This window comes from Caulobacter sp. FWC26 (assembly GCF_002742645.2).
GTDB lineage: Bacteria > Pseudomonadota > Alphaproteobacteria > Caulobacterales > Caulobacteraceae > Caulobacter.
The window spans coordinates 657520-677137 of record NZ_CP033875.1; the positions used below are offsets into that span (position 1 = coordinate 657520).

The window sequence follows — 19618 nt, forward strand, 5'->3', positions numbered from 1 at the left end:
CTTGCGTTCCGGCGAACGTATTTGAAGGACTGGGCGCGCGGAAAGAGAGCGCGGTCCGAAACCTTGAAGTCGAGGTCGATGCAGGCGCTTTAGCGCAGCCGGTGCGCCCCCACCGAACGTCGTGTTCCGGGAGGCGCGCCGACGGCAGCTATTGGCGCAAGGTGTGCGGCGCCCGCCCTCCTCGAAGGCGGGCGCACAAAGCCTAGCCCTTCCAATCAGGCAGTGCGGCCAGCTGCGCCTTCGTCAGCTTCGTTCGAACGATGTGATCGTCGGCATCGCCCACTTCGGGCGCTACCGTGACGTCGGCCAAGGCGACGACGACCTTCTTGTCTGGTCCCATCCGGTCGATCTCGATGACGATGGCCGTCGGCTTACCGGCGGCGTCGAGCAACACGTGCTCGACCTCGCCGGCCTTGCGATTGGCCGAGTCGATGACGTCGGCGTCTTCGACTTGGCCGACCGTGAACGCGCCCTTGGCCGGTTGGCTCTCCACGCGCGCGATCGTCGTCTGAGCGATTGCGCCGGTCGCGAGCGCGGCGACGGACAGGGCGAGGATGGCGGTTTTCATGGGCGTACTCCTTCGATGTGGACTCGAACAACGTTGGCGGGAGCAGGGTGTTGCTACGGCGTCTTTCACAACACCGTATACGGAGTATTGCTCGCGCGTCCTGACAGGGGGCTGACGATCGGAGTGGGGATCGGTCTTCTCGGCCCCTCCGCCAAGCGTCCAGTTACCGGAGGTGCGCTAACGTCCGCATTTGACCATCGCCCACGGCTAGTGAGCGTCCAGCGGAGGTTTTGCGCTGCTCAAGGACGGAAGCTTGCAGAACGGGGTCATAACGAGGGCCGCGAAGAACAACATCGCCGGAGTCCTCGATCAAGCCGGCCATTTCGATCCGGCAGCTGTGCGACAGAGCGGCTGAAACGTTAGGCGAGAGAACGAGGGTTTGGGTATATCGTATAAGATATTTGACATAATTTGTATAATCGGGCCTCCTGCTTTGCAACGCCGTCGGTCGTGACGGCGCCTTGGGAGGGGACATCCATGGGCAATAGGCAGGTTCGATTAGATCTCTTGGCGGGAGCGGCGTCTGTCGCGATCCTGTCCTTCATAGCCGGCGCGCCAGCCGCTTTCGCGCAGGAGGGGACAAAGGCCGAAGAGCCCGCGACCCTGGACGCGGTGGTGGTGACCGGCTCGCGCATCAAGCGTCCGAACCTGGTCTCGGCTAGTCCGATGACCGTCGTCGGTAGCGACGAGGTGAAGTTCCAGGGCGCGACCTCGATCGACAGCGTGCTGAACCGCCTGCCGCAGTTTACCGCGGACGCGAACGAGAACGGCTCGAACGGGTCGGACGGCACGGCGCGGGTGAACCTGCGCAACATGGGTTCCAGCCGCGTGCTGGTGCTGGTCGACGGCCAGCGCATGCTCCCGACAGAGACGGCCGACGTGAACTTCATTCCCAGCGCCCTGGTCGATCGGGTCGACGTCGTGACCGGCGGCGCCTCGGCGGTCTACGGTTCGGACGCGGTGTCGGGCGTGGTCAACTTCATCCTGAAGAAGGACCTGAACGGCCTGCGCTTCGATGCGCAGTACAGCATCGCTCAGCACACCAACGACAACGCCTATCCCCGGTCGCTGATCAGCCAGGCCAACTACAAGCTGCCCGACAAGCATGTGCGCGACGGCGAGAAGATCGACGTCAACCTGGCCATCGGCATGAACGCGCCGAACGGCAAGGGCAACGTCACCTTCTATGTCGGCTATCGCGAAATGAAGCCCGTCACCCAGGACAGCCGCGACTATTCGGCCTGCGGGCTAAACCTTGCCGGCGCCAACAACAACGCCCTGGTCTGCGGCGGCTCCAGCAACAACGCCTACGGCCTGTTCACCCTGCTCAGCGGGCCCAACGCCGGCCAGACGCTGAACAACACCAAGGACGGGGCCAAGACCTGGGTCCCGTACAACAGCTCGTTCCTCTACAACTACGCGCCGACCAACTACATCCAGCGCTCGGACGCCCGCTATACGGCCGGCGCCTTCGCCCACTACGAAGTGAACAAAGCCGCCGAGATCTACGGCAGCGTCATGTTCATGGACGACCACACGTTCTCGCAGGCGGCGCCGTCCGCCCTGTTCCAAGGCACGACGTTCAAGATCAACTGCGACAACCCGCTGATGTCCGCCTCGCAACGCGCCACCCTGTGCGGCACGGCGGCAGGCACGAGCACCAATCAGGACGTCTTCATCGGCTACCGTCTGACCGGTCCGGGCAGCAGCCCGCGCCGCGACGACCTGCGCCACACCGACTATCGCGTGAACCTGGGCTCGCGCGGCGAGATCGCGCCGGGCTGGACCTATGACGCCAGCTTCCTGTTCTCGACCGTTATCCTGGACGAGAGCTACAAGAACAACGTCGACAACGCCAAGGCGATGAAGGCGCTGCAGGTGGTCAACGTGGGCGGCGTGGCGACCTGCAAGTCGGTGATCGACGGATCCGACCCGAACTGCGTGCCGATCGACGTCTTCAAGTATCAGGGGCTGAGCGCAGCCGCGTACAAGTACCTATACGCCCCGACCTACACCCACGGCGTCCAGCGCGAGAAGGTGCTCAGCGCCAACCTCAACGGCGATCTTGGCCAATATGGGATCAAGAGCCCGTGGGCCAACGACGGCGCGGCCCTGGCCCTCGGCGTCGAGCACCGCCGCGAGGAGCTGAAGTTCGAGGCGGACGCCCTGGCCCAGGCGGGCGGCGCCAAGGAAAACAACGGCGCCTTCAGCGTGAACGAAGTCTATGGCGAAATGGACCTGCCGCTGGTGCAGGACGCCCCGTTCATCAAGACTCTGTCGGTGAACGCCGGCTACCGGACCTCCGACTACAACTACCTCGACAAGCGGGTCTCGACCTACAAGGTCGAGCTACAGTACGCGCCGACCTCGGACGTGCGTTTCCGCGCCAGCTACAATCGCGCGGTGCGGGCGGCCAATATCAGCGAGCTGTTTGCGCCCCAGGGCCTGGGTAACGTCTCGGCCGTCGACCCGTGCTCGGGCCCAACGCCCAAAGCCAGCGCCCAGGCGTGCGCCCTGACCGGCGTCAGCGCGGCCCAGTACGGCAAGATTCCGGACTGCCCGGCCGAAACCTGCGTCACGCAAGGCGGCGGCAACCCGAACCTGAATCCGGAAGTGGCCGACACCCGCACCGCCGGCGTCGTCCTGACCCCGCGCTTCCTGCCGGGCTTCTCGATGTCGATCGACTACTTCGACATCCATGTCGACAAATACATCGGCGCGGTCGACGCGCCGACCGTGATCAATCAGTGTGTCCAGACCAGCAATCCGTACTTCTGCGGCCTTTTCCACCGCGACCCGACCTCAGGCGTGCTGTTCGGTGACCGCGGCTACATCGTCGCGACCAACCAGAACACGGGCTACCTGCAGACCTCGGGCATCGACGTGACCACTAACTACCGCTGGGACCTGTCGTCGTTGGGTAATCTGGGCGACGTCGACTTCAGCTTCGTCGGAACCTACCTGAACAGTCGCAAGATCGAGCAGCTGCCGGGCCTGGGCTCCTACAACTGCAAGGGCCTCTTTGGCCCGACCTGCGGCCAGCCCAACCCCGGCTGGCGTCACCAGCTGCGCACGACGTGGAACCTGCCGTGGATCGACGCTGCGCTGTCGGTCAACTGGCGCTATTTCGGCGCGGCCGATCTGTCCAGCAACAACAACAATGCGTTCTTGAAAGGCGACTACGTCGAGATCAACAAGAAGATCAAGGCGTACAACTACATCGATCTGGCCGCGAACTGGAATGTGCGCGAGCAACTGACCCTCCGGGCGGGCCTGAACAACCTTTTCGACAAGGATCCGCCGGTGATCGCCGCCGGGCTGCTCAGCTCGTTCGGCAACGGCAACACCTACCCCGGCGTCTACGATCCGATGGGTCGCACGATGTTCGTGGGCCTGACCATGGACTTCTAAGCCTTGGTCATAGGGGACCGTTCAGCCCCGGTCCCCCGTTCTTCCCCGAAACTGCAAAGCCGTCCGCGACACCGCGGGCGGCTTCTTTTTCGTCGGGGGTAGGCAGGGGGAAGGCGCCTAGGGATTGGGGCGGCGCCTCGAGGACTCAAGACCGCGTCTTCCCAGCCTTCGCGCAGCGGAAAGCCGGGAGGGGGACAGCGCCAGGGCGCGGCAGCCTTCGGTGAAGGCCGCGCAACACCCGCGTTAGGACAGGTGCGCCCGTCGCCAGGGTGACCAGGACGATCGCGATATTGGTGAAAGGACCCTGAGGCGGACGAAAGGGCGGAACGCTAACTCAGTTCGGCTTAAGGACAACCGTGACCGGTTTGCTGGCCAGGGGCAGGGCGTAGGCGCCGCGCTCCAGGGCCGCGCCGACCACGCGATAGGGGCGCTTGCCGGCCGTGGCGGTCTCGACGACCAGCCGAGCGGTCGAGGTCGACGCGTCCCTGGCCGCGAGGGTCAGGGTCAGCTCCCCCGTGGCCGGGCGGTATTCGGCCGCGTCGATCTTGCCGGCCTCCAGGGTCAGCCAGGCGCCCGTCGGGGCCACGAACAGCCGCGATCGGGCGCCGTCCTTGGGCTCGATCCGCACCACGCCGGCCTTCTGGCTGACGTCGCCGCCAAAGCCCAGCCAGCCGAAGGTCGGATGATCGACCAGATAGGTCGCCGCCGCATAGGCATGTCCGAAGAAGCCCATGCCGTAGTCGCCGCTGTAGGGGTCCCACGACATCATGTCCGGGGCTGAATGGAAGGCCGCCGACGAGAAGCCCTCCTGGTCGATATTGGTGGTCCCGCCCATCAGGCCGCCATAGGCCACGCGCAGCAGATGGAAGTCGGCCGGGTTGGCGCGATAGGCGTCGAACAGCGGCACGGCGTTCAGGGTCGAGCCGTAGTGGTGGATCTGGCGCTCGATGCGCGGGACCTTGCCGCCGTACAGGAAGTCCCAGTAGCGGCGGGCGTTGCCGTTGTAGCCCCAGCTGGGCAGGGTCGGGTCATAGGCGAGAATGACCTCGCGGGTCTCGTCGGCCTGCGGCTGGTGACCGAAGAAGCGCATCCAGGCATAGACCTCGGCCTGGCCGGTGGAGTCCCAGGCCATCTCGCTGCCGAACGGATAGGGCAGGGTCTTCCAGTGGTCGGCGCGCTTCTTCATCAGCGCCTCGACCTGGTCGGCCTGGGCGGTCATGCCCTCGCGGCGCAGGTCTTTGAGGATGTCGACGAAGACGTCGCCTTCCATCTGGCCGAACTCGGCGTAGTCGGGGGCGTCGCGCATCATCGCCACGACCGTGGCGTGGGCATGGTCCAGGTACCAGCGCCAGTCGTGGTTCCGGACCAGGCCCTCGTGGTTGCGGGCCAGGCGGTAGAGCACCCAGTGGGCGATGGCCACGTGGGGATAGTTGTAGGACCGGCCCAGATCCTCGGAATCCTTCTTCGACCACGAGGCCCAGGTCTTCCAGTTTAGCTTGGGGTCGTAATAGGACGGCAGGGCGGCGGGGTCGTAGTAGAACAGGCTCTTGCGCACCGCTCCGGCCCGCGGACCGTCGGCGACCTGCAGACGGCCGACGATCGTCTCGTCGACCATTCGCTCCAGCTTGGCGACCTCGGCGGGGTCGGGATTGTCCAGCTGCTTGCTGAACGCCGCCACCCAGCTGCCCGCGCCGCCCTCGTCGCTGAGACCGGCGATCCAGACCCGCTGATCCTGGGTGACGATCCTGTCGGCCTGGCGGTCGTAGGTCATGACGCTGGGGCCGCGCTTGAACGGGTCGGCGGGGTCCTCGAACCACTGCCTCGTCGTCGAAAACCGGCCGAGGTCGGCCATCACCTGGTCCAGCGGCTTGGTGATGAAGTACGGGATCGCCTGCACCTGCCCGTCGGCATAGGTGATCGAAAGGGTGGCCCGGCCCCAGCCCGAGGCGCGGATGGCGTAGCGGGACCAGCCCGCCCCGGCCTTGACCGGCGTCGCGGCCAGGGCGCCGGCCGGCAGGCTCTCGATCCTGGCCACCGGCTTTGGCGACTTCAGGAACAGCGACAGCGTCTGGTCGGTGGGCGCGACATAGCCTGGGATCCCGACGGCCACGGGGCGGCCCTCGGCGGCCAGCGTGTCCTCGATCGCCCGGATCGATGGCGAAGTGACCAGACGCACCCCGATCACGCGCTGTGCGCCGGGCGCCAGGGTGAAGCTGGTCGGTGGGTTCCAGGGCTGCCCCGCGCCCTTCCAGTCCTGCTCGGCGAAGGCCTTGGAGGCGATCGTCCAGTCGTAGAAGCCTTCCGAGGTCTGGGCGCGCTTGCTGCGGTCGGTGAAGATGTCGCCAGGCTTTGCGCCGGCGCCGCCGGCCTGCTGGATCGGACGGTAGGCCTCCAGCGGCGTGGCCTTTTCGGGCAGCACCAGCAGGGCCGGGCCCTTGCCGTTCAGACGGGTCACCTGCAGGTAGCCGGCGTCACCGCCGATATAGGGATCGACGAAGCTGGCCTGGGCGTGGGCCTCCTCCAGCGAGCGGTCGGTGATGATGTTGTCGAACACCATCGGCAGGCCCAGCCCGCCGACCTCGACGGCTTGTTTCGACGTGTTGGTCAGCACAAACCGCAGCGCCAGGCCGCCGCGCGCGGAGATCCAGCGCCGCTCGACGCGCAAAGGTGAGGTCGCGCCCAGCGAGGCGGTGATGTCAGCCGCCGCGAGCACCGCGCCGCCGGCGGGCAGGGGGCGGATCGGCCGGCGCTGGTGGGCCGAACTGAAGTCGCGCCAAGGGCCGCCCGGCGTCCGGACGCGCAGGTGAATGTCGCCGACATGAACATAGCCGTCTTCCGCCCGCTCGGCCTCGCGTCCACCGGGGACGAAGTCGAAGGCGGACTCGCCGACCGGCGACAGCCGCGCCAGGGTCTGGGTGTCGGTCCGTAGATCCAGCTGGAACTGGGCGGTGCGATAGGCGGTCCTGGCGATGGGCGCATAGATCGGCTTTGCGGGCGCGGCCGCGGGCGTCTGGGCCCGCGCCGTCGTCGCCAGGTTCAGGGCCAGCGGCGTTGTGGCCAACAGCAGGGCTGTCAGGGCCAGCGGGCGAAGGTTCGTCATCTGGTCCTCGTTTCGCGAGAGCGAAAAAGAATGCGTCGTCCCAGCACAGCCGCTCGGCTTGAGGGCGTCAAGAAAATTATACGATATAATATTCCGAGTGGCGCTCTCGTCCCGTCCTGCCGACTTCTGTCAACGTGGCGATTGACAGTCTCACGAAAAGCCGGCCACCTTAATATCGTATACATTATCAAATTTGAGGTGTGGCTCATGGCGACTCGCCGGGATCTGATGCTTACCGCCGTGGCGTTCGCGGCCGGCCCGGGCGTCAGCCTGGCCGCGCCACGCGGCGGCCTTCCGGCGAAGGCCAAGCCTCTGCCGCTCAAGTCGGTGCGCCTGACGCCATCGCCCTACGCGACCGCAGTCGCGACCAATCGCGCCTATCTGCTGCAGCTCAGCCCCGACCGCCTGCTGCACAACTTCATGACGTTCGCGGGTCTGCCGGCCAAGGGCGAGGTCTATGGCGGCTGGGAAGGCGACACCATCGCTGGCCACACCCTGGGCCATTACCTGTCGGCCTTGGTGTTGATGTACGAGCAGACCGGCGACGTCGAATGCCGTCGTCGCGCCGACTACATCGTCTCGGAACTGTCTCGCGCCCAGGCCAAGCGCGGCACGGGCTATGTCGGAGCCCTCCAGCGCAAGCGGAAGGACGGCAAGGTCGTCGACGGCGAAGAGATCTTCGGCGAGGTGATGAAGGGCGATATCCGCTCCGGCGGCTTCGACCTGAACGGCTCGTGGTCGCCCCTCTACACCGTGCACAAGGTGTTCGCGGGCTTGCTGGACGTCCATCAGGCTTGGGGCAACGCCCAGGCGCTGCAGGTCGCCATCGGCCTGGCCGGCTATTTCGAGCGCGTGTTCGCCGCCCTGGACGACGCCCAGATGCAGACCCTGCTGGGCTGTGAGTATGGCGGCTTGAACGAGAGCTATGCCGAGCTTTACGCCCGCACCAAGGACAAGCGTTGGCTGGCCGTGGCCGAGCGGATCTACGACCGCAAGGTGCTGGACCCGCTGGTCGCCCAGCGCGATGAACTGGCCAACCTCCACGCCAACACCCAGGCGCCCAAGCTGATCGGCCTGGCGCGCCTCCACGAGCTGACCGGCAAACCGCAGGACGCGGACGCGGCGCGGTTCTTCTGGCGCACGGTCACCCAGCGCCACAGCTACGTCATCGGCGGCAACGCCGACCGCGAGTACTTCTCGGGTCCCGACACCATCGCCGCCCATATCAGCGAGCAGACCTGCGAGCACTGTAACACCTACAACATGCTCAAGCTGACGCGGCATCTTTACGGGTGGAAGCCGGACGGCGCGCTATTCGACTATTACGAGCGCGCGCATCTGAACCACGTAATGTCGGCGCAAAACCCCAAGACCGGCGGCTTTACCTACATGACGCCGCTGCTGACCGGCGCGGCCCGCGAGTTCTCCAACCCCGCCGACGATCCGTTCTGGTGCTGTGTCGGCACCGGCATGGAAGTCCACGCCAAGCACGGGGAGGCGATCTTCTGGGAAGGCGAGGGGACCTTGCTGGTCAATCTCTACATTCCCGCCGAGGCGCGATGGGAGGCGCGGGGCGCCGGGCTGAAGCTGGAGACTCGCTATCCGTACGAGCCGGAGTCGCGGCTGACCCTGTCCACCCTGGCCAGGCCCGGTCGGTTCACGGTGGCCCTGCGGGTCCCGGCCTGGGCCGGTGACGGCGCCGAGGTCACTGTCAACGGCCAAGCCTTCGCCCCCCGTATGGACGGCGGCTACGCCCTGATCGAGCGGGCTTGGAAGGCCGGCGACGTGGTGGCGATCAGTCTGCCGCTGGACCTGCGTCTGGAGTCCGCGCCGGGCGACGAGAGCACCGTGGCGGTGCTGCGTGGCCCGATGGTGCTGGCCGCCGATCTCGGTCCCGTCAGCGCCCCGTGGCAGGGGGTTGATCCGGCCATGGTCGGCGAGAACCTGCTGGACCGCTTCCAGCCGGTGGCCGTGGAGAAGGCGACCTATGTGGCGCGTGGGATCATGCGTCCGACGGACCTGACCTTCGTCCCGTTCCACAGCCAGTACGAACGCCGCAGCGCGGTCTATTTCCGCCGCTTCACCGAGGACGCCTGGAAGACCGAGGAGGCCGCGTTCCTGGCCGAGCAGGCGCGCCTGAAGGACATCAGCGCCCGGTCGGTGGACGTCATGCACCTGGGCGAGATGCAGCCCGAGCGCGACCACAACCTGACCTCGGAGCTCTCGTACCCGGTGGCCTATCGCAACCGCAACGGCCGGGACGCCCGCTCGGGCGGCTTCTTCGAGTTCGACATGAAGGTCCGCCCCGGCCCGCTGATCCTGCAGGCCACCTATTGGGGCGAGGAGCGCAAGCGACAGTTCGACATCCTGGTCGACGGCGTGAGGATCGCCACCCAGCAGTTGCAGGCCGACCATCCGGGCAAGTTCTTCGATGTCGAATATCCGGTGCCCGAGGCGCTAACCCAAGGCCGGACCAAGGTCCGGGTGCGGTTCGCGCCGCCCGAGCGAAACACGGCCGGCCCGGTGTTCGGGGTGCGGCTGTTCACCGCCCAGCCGGCCAGCGCCCAATCGGTCGTATGAGCATCACGTCGGATGCTGACGCCGTGCGGCTGTCGCTCGACGAGGCCAGGAGCCTCGCGCGGCGGGCGCTGACGGCGGCGGGCTTGTCGCGAGCCCATGTCGACGCCGTGGCCGAAACCATGGTCGCGGGAGAGCGCGACGGCTGCGCCTCGCACGGCCTCTATCGCCTGCTGGTCGCCAGCGACAGCGTCGCCAAGGGCGTGGTGTCGGTCGACGCCGTTCCGGTGCTGGACGAGCCGGCGCCGGCTCTGGCGCGGGTCGACGGCGGGGGCGGCTTCGCTCAACTGGCCTTCGAGCGCGCCTGGCCGCTGCTGGTTGAAAAGGCGCGTCGTTTCGGCATCGCCGCCCTCGCCCTGAACAATGTCGTCCACTTCGCCGCCCTGTGGCCAGAGGTCGAGACCCTGGCGCGGGAGGGGCTGGTCGCCCTGGCCCTCACGCCCAGCCACGCGTGGGTCGCGCCCGAGGTGGGGACAAAGCCGGTGTTCGGCACCAATCCCATCGCTTTCGGATGGCCGCGGCCGGGCCGGGATCCGTTCGTCTTCGACTTCGCCACCAGCGCCGTAGCGCGCGGCGAGATCGAACTGCGCCGCCGCGCTGGCCAGCCCGTGCCGCCCGACTGGGGCTATGACGCCGACGGCGCTGCGACCACTGCGGCCGAGGCGGTCCTGGCCGGGGCCATGCGCACCTTCGGCGGCCACAAGGGTTCGGCCCTGGCGGCGATGGTCGAACTGCTAGCCGGCCCACTGATCGGCGATCTGACCAGCCAGGAATCGCTGGACGCCGACGCCGGCCGTAAAGGCTCGCCTCTGGGCGGAGAGCTGATCGTCGCCCTGGACCCGGCCGGCTTCCTCGGCGCGGCCGCCGGCCAGCATCTGGCGCGGGCCGAGGCGCTGTTCGAAGCCATCCAAGCCCAGGGCGCGCGGCTGCCCTCGCAGCGCCGCTACGCCGCCCGCGCGGTGAGCGAGCGCGAGGGCGTGACGATTCCAGCGGCCCTGCACCGCGACATTCTCAAGCTGCTCGAACGGAAGGACTAGCCATGCGTCGCAACGGACTCTTCGGCACGGCCGTGATCTGCGTGGCGGCGGTGACGGCGCTGGCGTCGGCTCCCGTCGCCGCCGCGCCCTCGCCTGATCAGCTCTTTAGCGCCATCGCCGACGGCGAGTACGCCTGGCGCAAGGCCCAGATGGGCCCCAGCGAGGATGGCCCGAAGTCCGAACGCTTCAAGCTTCCCGATGTCGGCGCGAAGGTCCAGGCCGAGCGCCTGACCCGCTGGGCCGAAGTGTCCAGGCAGTTGGCCACGATCCCGGTCGCCAAGCTGTCCCACGTCAACCAGGTCAACTACGCCGTTTACAAAGGCCAGATCGACGCCCTCCTTGCCGAGCAGCGCTACCGTGAATACGAAAAACCACTGAACGCCGACAGCAGCTTCTGGGGCGACGTGGCCGAAACCGCGCGCGACAGCTTCCAGACCGAGGCGGACTACCGCGCCTATATCGCCATGCTGCGCGACATTCCGCGCTATTACGACCAGCAGATCGTCAACATGCGCGCGGGCCTGAAACGCGGCTTCACGCCGCCGCAAATCACCCTGCGGGGCCGCGACGCGGGCGTCGCCCTGGTCGCGGAGGCCGCGACGCCACAGGACTCGCCGTTCTACGCGCCCTTCAAGAAGGCCCTGCCGGCCGTCATCCCCGCCGAGACCCAGGCCGCCCTGCGTCGCGAGGCCGCCGAGGCGATCACCCAGGCGGTGGTCCCGGCCCACGCCCGCCTGCGGGCCTTCCTGCGTGACGAGTACATCCCCGGCGCGCGACGCGAGCTGGCCGCCTACGCCCTGCCGGACGGCCAAGCCTACTACCGCTCCAAGGTGGCCGAGTTCACAACCACCGACATGACGCCCGAGCAGATCCACCAGATCGGCCTCGCCGAGGTGGCCAAGATCCGCGCCCGGATGCTGGACGTCATGAAGGAGACCAAGTTCGAGGGCGACCTGCCGGCCTTTCTGACCTTCCTGCGCACCGATCCCCGCTTCTACGCCAAGACCCCGCAGGACCTGCTGGACCGCGCGGCCTGGAACGCCAAGCGCTTCGACGGCGTGGCCTCGCAGTGGTTCGGCCGCCTGCCGCGCAGCCGGTTCGCCATTCGTCCGGTGCCGGACGAGGTCGCGCCGTTCTACACCGGCGGGCGCGGCGGGCCGGGGATCTATCTGGTCAATACCTACAACCTGCCGTCCCGGCCGCTGTACTCACAGATGGCGCTGACCCTGCACGAGAGCGCGCCGGGGCACGCCTTCCAGATGCCGCTGGCCGCCGAGAACACCGGCCTGCCGGCCTATCGCCGCGACACCTACCTGTCGGCCTATGGCGAGGGCTGGGCGCTATACAGCGAGGCGCTAGGCGAGGACATGGGTCTCTACGACACGCCCTACGATCGGTTCGGCATGCTCAGCTACCAGATGTGGCGCGCCGCGCGGCTGGTCGTCGACACCGGCCTGCACACCAAGGGCTGGACCCGCGAGCAGGCCCAGCAATACCTGCACGACAACACCGCCATGGCCGACCACGAGATCCAGACCGAGGTCGACCGCTACATCGCCTGGCCGGGCCAGGCGCTGTCCTACTACATGGGCATGCTGGCCTTCGTGAACGCGCGCCAGCGGGCCGAAAAGGCGCTGGGGCCCAAGTTCAACATCCGCGCTTTCCACGACGCGGTGCTGGAACTGGGCTCGGTCCCCCTGCCGGTGATCGACGCCCGGGTTGACCAACTGATCGCGGCGGGGGGCAAGGGTCCCTATTCCGATGTGGAGTGAGCCGCCGGGTAACCCGATCCTTGCGGACGGCCGATACTGCTCCACCGACCCCGCGCCGATCGTGGCGGGCTGCTGTATCGGGGGCTGGACGGCGGGATCGTTCGCCCGACGCCGTTGCCGCCCGACATGTGGGCCTGCCGAGCCCGGCCCGACTCGGCAGTGGCTGGAATATTGGTTCGACAAGCCCGTCACCCTGAACGACGCTCGGACCCGTTTCGTCATACCGCACCAGGGCCTGACGCTGCTGAAGGCGAGGGGCCGGTAGAACCTCAGCTCGCCAGCTGCTGCTTCAAATCCGATAGGGTGCCGCGGATGTGGTTGGCGGCCAGAGCCTCGACGGTCTTGGCGTCGCCGCGGACCCAGGCCTCTAGCATCTCGCGGTGTTCGCGGCTGGCCCGCTCGTCGCGACCGTTGGGCTCCAGATGCACCCGCACATAGCGCTCGGCTAGAATCTGCAGCCGTTCCATCAGCTGGAATGTTATGTGCCCGCCGGGGCGCACTAGGGCCATGTGGAAGGCTCGATTGAAGCTGACATGGTCGCCGTCGGGTTTTGACAGTTCGGCCTCCAGCGCTTCCAGCGCGGCCGTGGCGGCGGCGTGGTCCTTGGCTGTCGCCCGTCGGCAGGCCTCGGCCACCGCGCCAGGCTCCAGCTTCAGGCGCAGGGCGAAGACTTCGCTGGCTTCACTGGCGGATAGATCGCGTACGACATAACCGCGGTTAGGATAGGATTGCAGCAGGCCGTCTTGCTCGAGACGGCCTAGGGCCTCGCGTAGGGGGATTTTGCTGACGCCCAACTCAGTCGCGATGATGTCCTGTCGTACGGCGGTCCCAGGCTGCATCGCGCCGACGAGAATGCGGCGGCGGACGATCTCGTAGGTTTGGTCGGACAGCGATCGGACGACGATGTTCATGGGCCGGAAGGGATCTCTCTGAAGGGTGTTCTCAAAGGCGCCGGTGGGTAAAGCGCCACGCGACGATCCGAGAAGGGCAGATCGTATACCGTCACCCGTCAGGAGGCGGGAGTCTAGATCACCTGAAAGCCCGCCCAGAAAGCATCCTCGCGGTCGATCCAGAGGATATTGTGGCCCGTGGCGATCGCGGAGCCTTCGATCGAGGGGATAAACGCCTTCTGGCCGCCCAGTTCGGTTTCCGCCTCGACGCGACCGATGAAGCGGCTGCCGATGATGCTCTCGTGGACGAAGGTGTCGCCGACTTTCAGCTCGCCCTTCGCCGCCAGGTGCGCCAGGCGCGCCGAAGTGCCCGTACCGCAAGGGCTGCGATCGATGGCGCGGTCACCATAGAACACCGCATTGCGGCCATCGGCGTCCGGAGCCCGGGGGGCGTCGGCCCAAAGCACGTGGCTGACCCCGCGGATCGTCGGGTCCAGCGGGTGGACCGGCTCATAGGCCTCGCGCACCAGCGTGCGGATGATCGGGCTGAGGCGCAGGATCTCGGCCGCGCCCAGGGCGTCTATGCCGGTATATGGCCCCTGCGGTTCGACGATGGCGTAGAAGTTGCCGCCGTACGAGACATCGACGCTGAGCGGACCGAAACCGGGGACCTCGATCTCGATGCCCGCCTTGGCCAGATAGGCCGGGACATTTCGGATCCTCACGGCGGTGACCCGGTCGCCCGCAGTATGGTAGGCGATTTCGATCACGCCAGCTGGGACCTCCAGTCTTAGCTTGCCCGGCTCGCGTGGGGTCACCAGGCCGTTCTCCAGGGCGAAGGTGACGATGCCGATCGTGCCGTGGCCGCACATCGGCAGGCAGCCGCTGGTTTCGATGAACAGGATGCCAGCGTCGCAGTCGGCCTGGGTTGGCGGATAGAGGAAGCCGCCCGACATCATATCGTGACCACGCGGCTCGAACATCAGGCCGGTGCGGATCCAGTCGAAGCGGGCGAGAAAGTCCTGGCGTCTGGCGCTCATCGTATCGCCGCGCAGCAGCGGCGCGCCGCCGGCCACAAGACGCACCGGGTTGCCGGCGGTGTGGCCGTCGACGCAGAAGAACGTGTGACGCATGGGCTTCCTCTGGTGCTGCTTAGGCGGCCGCAGCCGGGGCCAGGACGGGCCGGGTTGCGGCGGCCTCCTCGACCATGGCGACGACTTGGGCGCGGCGGGCGCCGGCCAGGGGCAGACGCGGCAGCCGCACGTACTCGGTCCCGCGACCCATGATCGTCTCAGCCAGCTTGATCGACTGGACCAAGTCGTGCTCGGCGTCCAGATGTAGCAGCGGCATGAACCAGCGATAGATGCGGCGAGCTTCTTCCAGGTCGCCGCGGTCAACGGCCGCGACCAAGGCCACCGATTCCTGCGGGAAGGCGCTGGTCAGGCCCGAGACCCAGCCCCTAGCGCCGAGCAGCAGGCCTTCCAGCGCGACGTCGTCGAGGCCGGCCATCAGGATAAAGCGCTCGCCGAACGCGCGGGCCAGGTCGGTGAAGCGGCGCGTGTCGGGGGCGCTTTCTTTGATTGCCACGATGGTCGGCTCGTCGGCCAGGCGGGTCAACACCTCCAGGGTGATGGCCGCGCGGTAGGCCGGCGGATTATTATAAAGCATGATCGGCAGGCTCGACGCCTGGGCGACCGTGCGGAAGTGGGCTTCCAGTTCGGCCTCGGTCGGCACGTAGACCATGGCGGGCAGGGCCATAAGGGCGTTGGCGCCCAAGGACTCAGCGTCCTTGGCGAAGGCGGCGGCGCGGGTCGTGGTCAGCTCCGAGACGCCGACGATGATCGGCACCCGGCCGGCCACCACCTCGACGGCGGCTTTCAGCATCTTGCGCTTCTCGTCGGCCTCCAGCGAGTTGTTCTCACCGCAGGTGCCCAGCACCACAAGACCGTGCACGCCATCCCGGATCAGGGCGTCCAGCACCCGTTGGCTGGCGTCAAAATCGATGGACAGATCTGGATTGAATTGGGTCGTCGCGGCCGGGAACACGCCCGACCAATTCATGGAACTCATACGCCTTGCACCTCCAGCTGCTTCGGATACTGTATACGAAATGGCATGGCGGAGGTAAAGCCTGGGTGGACAGCATGTCGGGTATCTTGGTGGTCGGGGGTGGCGTGGTCGGCAAAGCCTGCGCCCTTTCCCTTCAGCGCGCCGGGGAGGCTGTCACCCTACTCGATCCCCAACAATCGCCGCCTCCGGCCTCGTATGGAAACGCCGGCCACATCGCGACCGAGCAGGTCGCACCCCTTGCCTCGCCGACCGCGCTGGCTTCGGCTTTCCGCCGGCTGTACGGCCTGGGCGGAGCCTTGGATTTCCGGCTGAGCGACATCGGAACCTGGGGGCCTTGGGCTGCTCGCTTCGTGGCGGCCTCGACACCCGAGGGCGCGGCCCGCGGCCAGCGGGCTCTTGGCGGATTGCTGAAGGACGCCCTGCCGGCCTGGCGGCGACTGACCGTGTCTCTTGGTCGTCCCGATCTTCTTATAGAGCGCGGCCATGTGGTGGTCTGGGAGACACCCGCGAGCGCCCGCGCTGGACGTGCCGCCTGGGAGGCGGCAGACATCGGCCAGGCCCGTCTGAGCCCGCTTGCTGAATCGACCAAGGTTAGCCTGGAACGCCTGATCAAGCCGGCGATCACGGGCGGGCTCACCTTTCAGAACACAGGCCAGGTCAGCGATCCGGGCCTAGTGCTACGTCTCCTGGACGAGGCCTTCGAGGCCGTCGGCGGCCAGCGCCTGACCAGCCAGGTCCGGCGTTTGTGGAACGCGGACGGCCGCGTCGTGGCCGAGCTCGTTGACGGCCGGCGCCTGACGCCCGAACGCGTGCTCGTGACCGGAGGTGTCGGTTCGGGCGCGCTGATGCGCGGGGTGGGCCATGTCGCCCCCGTGATCGCCGAGCGCGGCTACCACCTCGAGGGCGGTGCGGAGCATTGGGATGATCTGCCGCCCGTGGTGTTCGAGGATCGCTCGCTGATCTTGACCCGCTTCGGCAACCGTCTGCGGGCCGCCAGTTTCGTCGAGTTCGGCCATGAGGCCTCGCCGCCCGATCCGCGCAAGTGGGCCCGGCTGAGACGCCACCTGTCGGAGCTGAATGTACGCCTGGAAGGCCCCGTCGCCGAATGGATGGGGGCCCGACCCACCTTGCCCGATTATCTTCCGGCCATCGGCGTCAGTCGGCGGGTCGACAATCTTTACTACGCCTTCGGTCACCAGCATCTGGGCCTGACCCTGGCGGCGACGACCGGCGAGCTTGTCGTGGCCTTGATGGGCGGCGGCGCGCCCGCCGTCGATCTGACACCGTTCGACCTCGCCCGTTTCGAGCGCGGACACAGCAAGAGGAGCAATCCATGACCCTGGGCGTCGGCGGTTCGACCATGGATCTGCAACTGGCGGGGCTGTCGCCTCGGCCCGGGCGTCCGCCGGCCATCACGGCCGGCGAGTACGCGGCGCGTCTGGAGCGGGCGAGGGTCCTTACCGCCGCTCTGGGCGGCGAGGCCCTGCTGGTCGGGGCGGGCGCCAGCCTGCGCTACTTCACCGGTGTGCCATGGGGCGCAACCGAGCGCCTGGTGGCCCTGCTGCTGCCCCGCGTCGGTCGGCCGATCATGATCTGTCCGGGCTTCGAGCTGGGCTCCTTGCAGGCCGATCTGAAGATCGAGGCCGACATCCGCCTTTGGCAGGAGCACGAAGATCCCGCCGTCCTGGTGGGGCGCGCCCTGTCGGAGGTCGGCGCCGGAACGCTGGCCCTGGACCCCGCCGCGCCCTTCTCGGTGTTCAGCGCGTTGGGCAAGGCCGCGCCGTCGCTGCGGGCGGTCGACGCCACGCCGGTGATCGACGGCTGCCGGAGCGTGAAGTCTATGGCCGAACTGGCTTTGATGCGGCACGCCAAGTCCATCACCCTGGACGTCCAACGTCGGGCCGCCGCGATCCTGACCTCCGGGATCAAGGCGAGCGCGGTCAAGCAATTCATCGACAGTGCGCATCGCGCGGCTGGCGCCGACGGCGGCTCGACCTTCTGCGCGGTGCAGTTCGGTCTGGCCACGGCCTATCCGCACGGCCTCCCCGGCGACCAGACTCTGAACGAAGGCGACTTGGTGCTGATAGATACTGGCTGCCAGATTGAGGGCTACAACGCGGACATCACCCGCACCTACGTCTTCGGCGAGCCAGGCGACGAGCATCGCCGAATCTGGAACATCGAACACGAAGCGCAGGCCGCCGCTTTCGACGCCGTGAGGCCGGGCGTCCCTTGCGAGGTTATCGATCAGACCGCCCGCGATGTGCTGGAGCGCCATGGCCTGGGACCCGATTACGCTCTCCCGGGGCTACCGCACCGCACCGGCCACGGCATTGGCCTGTCGATCCACGAGGGACCCTATCTGGTGCGCGGCGACCGTACGCCGCTGGCGCCCGGCATGTGCTTCTCCAACGAGCCGATGATCGTGTTGCCCGACCAGTTCGGCGTGCGGCTTGAGGACCACTTCCATGTCACCGAGGACGGCGCGGCCTGGTTCACCGAGCCCTCGCCCTCGATCGATGCGCCGTTCGGCAAGGCCTGATCGAACGCCGCGCAAAGATACAGTTCAGGGGGATATCACATGAGTTTCTGGACCCGCCGCAAAGCGCTCGACGCGATCGTCGCGGTCGAGGCCGACCGCCGGCTGAAGCCGACTCTGTCCTGGCCGCACCTGCTGGCCCTGGGCATCGGGGCGATCATTGGCACGGGCATCTACACCCTGACCGGCATTGGCGCCGAGCGCGCCGGTCCGGCGGTGATCCTCGCCTTCGCCGCCTGTGGGGTCCTGTGCGTGTTCGCCGCCCTGGCCTATGCCGAGGTGGCGACCCTGATCCCGGCGGCCGGTAGCGCCTACACCTACGCCTACTCGGTGCTGGGCGAGGGGCTGGCCTGGATCGTCGGCTGGAGCCTGGTGCTGGAATACGCCGTCACCTGCGCGGCCGTGGCGGTCGGGTGGTCCGGCTACATGGCGGGCCTGCTCAAGAGCATCGGGATCAGCCTTCCGCCCGAAATCCTGGCGGGGCCGCACGCCGGCGGCGTCATCAATCTACCCGCCGTGCTGATCACGGTGGCGGTGACGGCCCTGCTGGCCAAGGGGGCGCGGGAAAGCGCGACGCTGAACATCGTCCTGGTGGTGATCAAGATCGTCGCCCTGGCTGTGTTCATCGGCCTGACCTTCACAGCCATCAGGAGCCAGAACTTTACGCCGTTCATGCCCTACGGCTTCGCGGCCCATACCGAGGGCGGCCATCCGCGCGGCGTGATGGCGGCCGCCGCCATCGTATTCTTCGCCTTCTTCGGCTTCGACGCGGTGTCGACCTCGGCCGAGGAGGTCAAGAACCCCAAACGCGACCTGACCATCGGCATCATCGGCTCGATGGTGATCTGCACCCTCATCTACATGGTGGTGGCCGCTTGCGCGGTCGGGGCATGGCCCTATGTCGAGTTCTCCCGCTCGGGCGAGCCGCTGGCCTTCATCCTCCGAGGCCTTGGCCATCCGGTCGCCGCCTTCGGCATCGCCGCCGCCGCGATCATCGCCCTGCCAAGCGTCATCCTGGTGATGATGTTCGGCCAGACCCGGGTGTTCTTCGTCATGGCGCGCGACGGCCTGCTGCCACGCAGCCTGGGAAGGCTGCACGCCAAGAGCGGTGGCCCGCTTACCCTTACCTTGATCACAGGAGCGGCGGTGGCGGTGGTGGGGGGCTTCCTGCCGCTGGACCAAATCGCCGAGTTGTCCAACGCTGGCACCCTGCTGGCCTTTATCTGCGTGGCGGTGTGCCTGATGGTCCTGCGGGTGCGGCGGCCCGATCTGCCGCGCCTTTTCCGCTGCCCGGCCGCCTGGATCGTCGCGCCGCTGGCGGTGATCGGCTGTCTCTACTTCATGGCCAGCCTGCCTGCCGGGACCCTGCTGCGCTTCCTGGGGTGGAACATAATCGGTCTGGTTGTCTATCTGGCCTATGGCCGACGCACGAGTTTGCTGGCTTCGGCAGAGTCTGGGTTGCCTCGCCCTTGATCCCGCCGGCGGATTATCAGGCCTGGACCAGGTGAACGGATCGCTCCGGGATCCGCTTGGAGGGCGACGACCCGTGCCGGCTCGTGGCCCTGATTGCGCTTGCTCGAAGCGGACTTGGCCGATCAGCGCCGCCTGTTGGTCGCTCACCGCCGCGCGGATCACGATCGGCGTCTAGAAGGCT

12 protein-coding genes are annotated in these 19618 nt (G+C 67.4%); 7 read left to right on the forward strand and 5 right to left on the reverse strand.

Features of this window, described 5'->3' with window-relative positions; all coding sequences use genetic code 11:
- Positions 1-202: 202 nt before the first annotated feature.
- Complete coding sequence (locus tag CSW63_RS04755; protein ID WP_197425250.1) at positions 203-568, reverse strand: PRC-barrel domain-containing protein; 366 nt, start codon at positions 566-568, stop codon at positions 203-205.
- A gap of 477 nt (positions 569-1045) precedes the next feature.
- Between CSW63_RS04755 and CSW63_RS04760 the strand changes: the two genes are divergently transcribed.
- Positions 1046-3979, forward strand: a complete 2934-nt coding sequence (locus CSW63_RS04760) for a TonB-dependent receptor domain-containing protein (protein WP_062095856.1) — start codon at positions 1046-1048, stop codon at positions 3977-3979.
- Between the two features lie 334 nt (positions 3980-4313).
- Here the strand turns inward: CSW63_RS04760 and CSW63_RS04765 are convergent, their stop codons facing one another.
- On the reverse strand, positions 4314-7079 hold the full coding sequence (locus tag CSW63_RS04765) for a DUF5695 domain-containing protein (protein WP_062095857.1): 2766 nt from the start codon (positions 7077-7079) through the stop codon (positions 4314-4316).
- Between the two features lie 207 nt (positions 7080-7286).
- Here CSW63_RS04765 and CSW63_RS04770 point away from each other — a divergent pair, with 207 nt between their 5' ends.
- From CSW63_RS04770 to CSW63_RS04780, 3 genes are read left to right on the forward strand one after another with little or no spacing between them, the layout of a single operon-like run.
- A complete protein-coding gene (locus CSW63_RS04770; RefSeq protein ID WP_062095859.1) occupies positions 7287-9659 on the forward strand; it encodes a glycoside hydrolase family 127 protein in 2373 nt (790 codons plus the stop codon).
- Positions 9656-10693, forward strand: coding sequence for an Ldh family oxidoreductase (locus tag CSW63_RS04775; protein ID WP_062095861.1), 1038 nt, complete (start codon positions 9656-9658; stop codon positions 10691-10693). Before CSW63_RS04770 ends, CSW63_RS04775 begins: the two co-directional genes overlap by 4 nt.
- 2 nt (positions 10694-10695) lie before the next feature.
- Positions 10696-12465: a DUF885 family protein gene (locus tag CSW63_RS04780; RefSeq protein ID WP_062095863.1), complete on the forward strand. Its 1770-nt coding sequence runs from the start codon at positions 10696-10698 to the stop codon at positions 12463-12465.
- Positions 12466-12734: 269 nt separating this feature from the next.
- Here CSW63_RS04780 and CSW63_RS04785 read toward each other — a convergent pair whose 3' ends face one another.
- The 3 genes from CSW63_RS04785 to CSW63_RS04795 form a co-directional block, all read right to left on the reverse strand.
- Positions 12735-13376 carry a GntR family transcriptional regulator gene (locus tag CSW63_RS04785; protein ID WP_062095865.1) on the reverse strand — a complete coding sequence of 214 codons (642 nt, stop codon included), beginning with the start codon at positions 13374-13376 and terminating at the stop codon, positions 12735-12737.
- A 113-nt stretch (positions 13377-13489) separates the two neighbouring features.
- Entirely contained in the window at positions 13490-14488 is a 999-nt protein-coding gene (locus tag CSW63_RS04790) for a 4-hydroxyproline epimerase (RefSeq protein ID WP_062095868.1), read from the reverse strand.
- 19 nt (positions 14489-14507) lie between these two features.
- Positions 14508-15425 carry a dihydrodipicolinate synthase family protein gene (locus CSW63_RS04795; protein WP_171012844.1) on the reverse strand — a complete coding sequence of 306 codons (918 nt, stop codon included), beginning with the start codon at positions 15423-15425 and terminating at the stop codon, positions 14508-14510.
- A gap of 74 nt (positions 15426-15499) precedes the next feature.
- On the opposite strand from CSW63_RS04795, the gene CSW63_RS04800 reads away from it, so the two are divergent.
- The 3 genes from CSW63_RS04800 to CSW63_RS04810 are packed head-to-tail and all read left to right on the forward strand — an operon-like array spanning position 15500 to position 19437.
- On the forward strand, positions 15500-16762 hold the full coding sequence (locus CSW63_RS04800; RefSeq protein ID WP_168193598.1) for an FAD-binding oxidoreductase: 1263 nt from the start codon (positions 15500-15502) through the stop codon (positions 16760-16762).
- Positions 16759-17967, forward strand: coding sequence for a Xaa-Pro peptidase family protein (locus CSW63_RS04805; RefSeq protein WP_062095873.1), 1209 nt, complete (start codon positions 16759-16761; stop codon positions 17965-17967). The genes CSW63_RS04800 and CSW63_RS04805 overlap by 4 nt, the downstream gene beginning before the upstream one ends.
- Before the next feature lie 39 nt (positions 17968-18006).
- The gene (locus CSW63_RS04810; protein ID WP_062095875.1) at positions 18007-19437 is read left to right on the forward strand and encodes an amino acid permease; all 1431 of its coding nucleotides are present in this window, start codon (positions 18007-18009) and stop codon (positions 19435-19437) included.
- The last annotated feature ends 181 nt before the right edge of the window (positions 19438-19618 follow it).

Excerpts from the sequence above, each read along its gene's own strand:
- CSW63_RS04790 (WP_062095868.1), bottom strand. The coding sequence starts at position 14,488 with ATGCGTCACACGTTCTTCTGCGTCGACGGCCACACCGCCGGCAACCCG.
- CSW63_RS04795 (WP_171012844.1), bottom strand. The coding sequence starts at position 15,425 with ATGAGTTCCATGAATTGGTCGGGCGTGTTCCCGGCCGCGACGACCCAA.
- CSW63_RS04755 (WP_197425250.1), bottom strand. The coding sequence starts at position 568 with ATGAAAACCGCCATCCTCGCCCTGTCCGTCGCCGCGCTCGCGACCGGC.
- CSW63_RS04770 (WP_062095859.1), top strand. The coding sequence starts at position 7,287 with ATGGCGACTCGCCGGGATCTGATGCTTACCGCCGTGGCGTTCGCGGCC.
- CSW63_RS04760 (WP_062095856.1), top strand. The coding sequence starts at position 1,046 with ATGGGCAATAGGCAGGTTCGATTAGATCTCTTGGCGGGAGCGGCGTCT.
- CSW63_RS04765 (WP_062095857.1), bottom strand. The coding sequence starts at position 7,079 with ATGACGAACCTTCGCCCGCTGGCCCTGACAGCCCTGCTGTTGGCCACA.
- CSW63_RS04785 (WP_062095865.1), bottom strand. The coding sequence starts at position 13,376 with ATGAACATCGTCGTCCGATCGCTGTCCGACCAAACCTACGAGATCGTC.
- CSW63_RS04780 (WP_062095863.1), top strand. The coding sequence starts at position 10,696 with ATGCGTCGCAACGGACTCTTCGGCACGGCCGTGATCTGCGTGGCGGCG.
- CSW63_RS04805 (WP_062095873.1), top strand. The coding sequence starts at position 16,759 with ATGACCCTGGGCGTCGGCGGTTCGACCATGGATCTGCAACTGGCGGGG.
- CSW63_RS04810 (WP_062095875.1), top strand. The coding sequence starts at position 18,007 with ATGAGTTTCTGGACCCGCCGCAAAGCGCTCGACGCGATCGTCGCGGTC.
- CSW63_RS04775 (WP_062095861.1), top strand. The coding sequence starts at position 9,656 with ATGAGCATCACGTCGGATGCTGACGCCGTGCGGCTGTCGCTCGACGAG.
- CSW63_RS04800 (WP_168193598.1), top strand. The coding sequence starts at position 15,500 with ATGTCGGGTATCTTGGTGGTCGGGGGTGGCGTGGTCGGCAAAGCCTGC.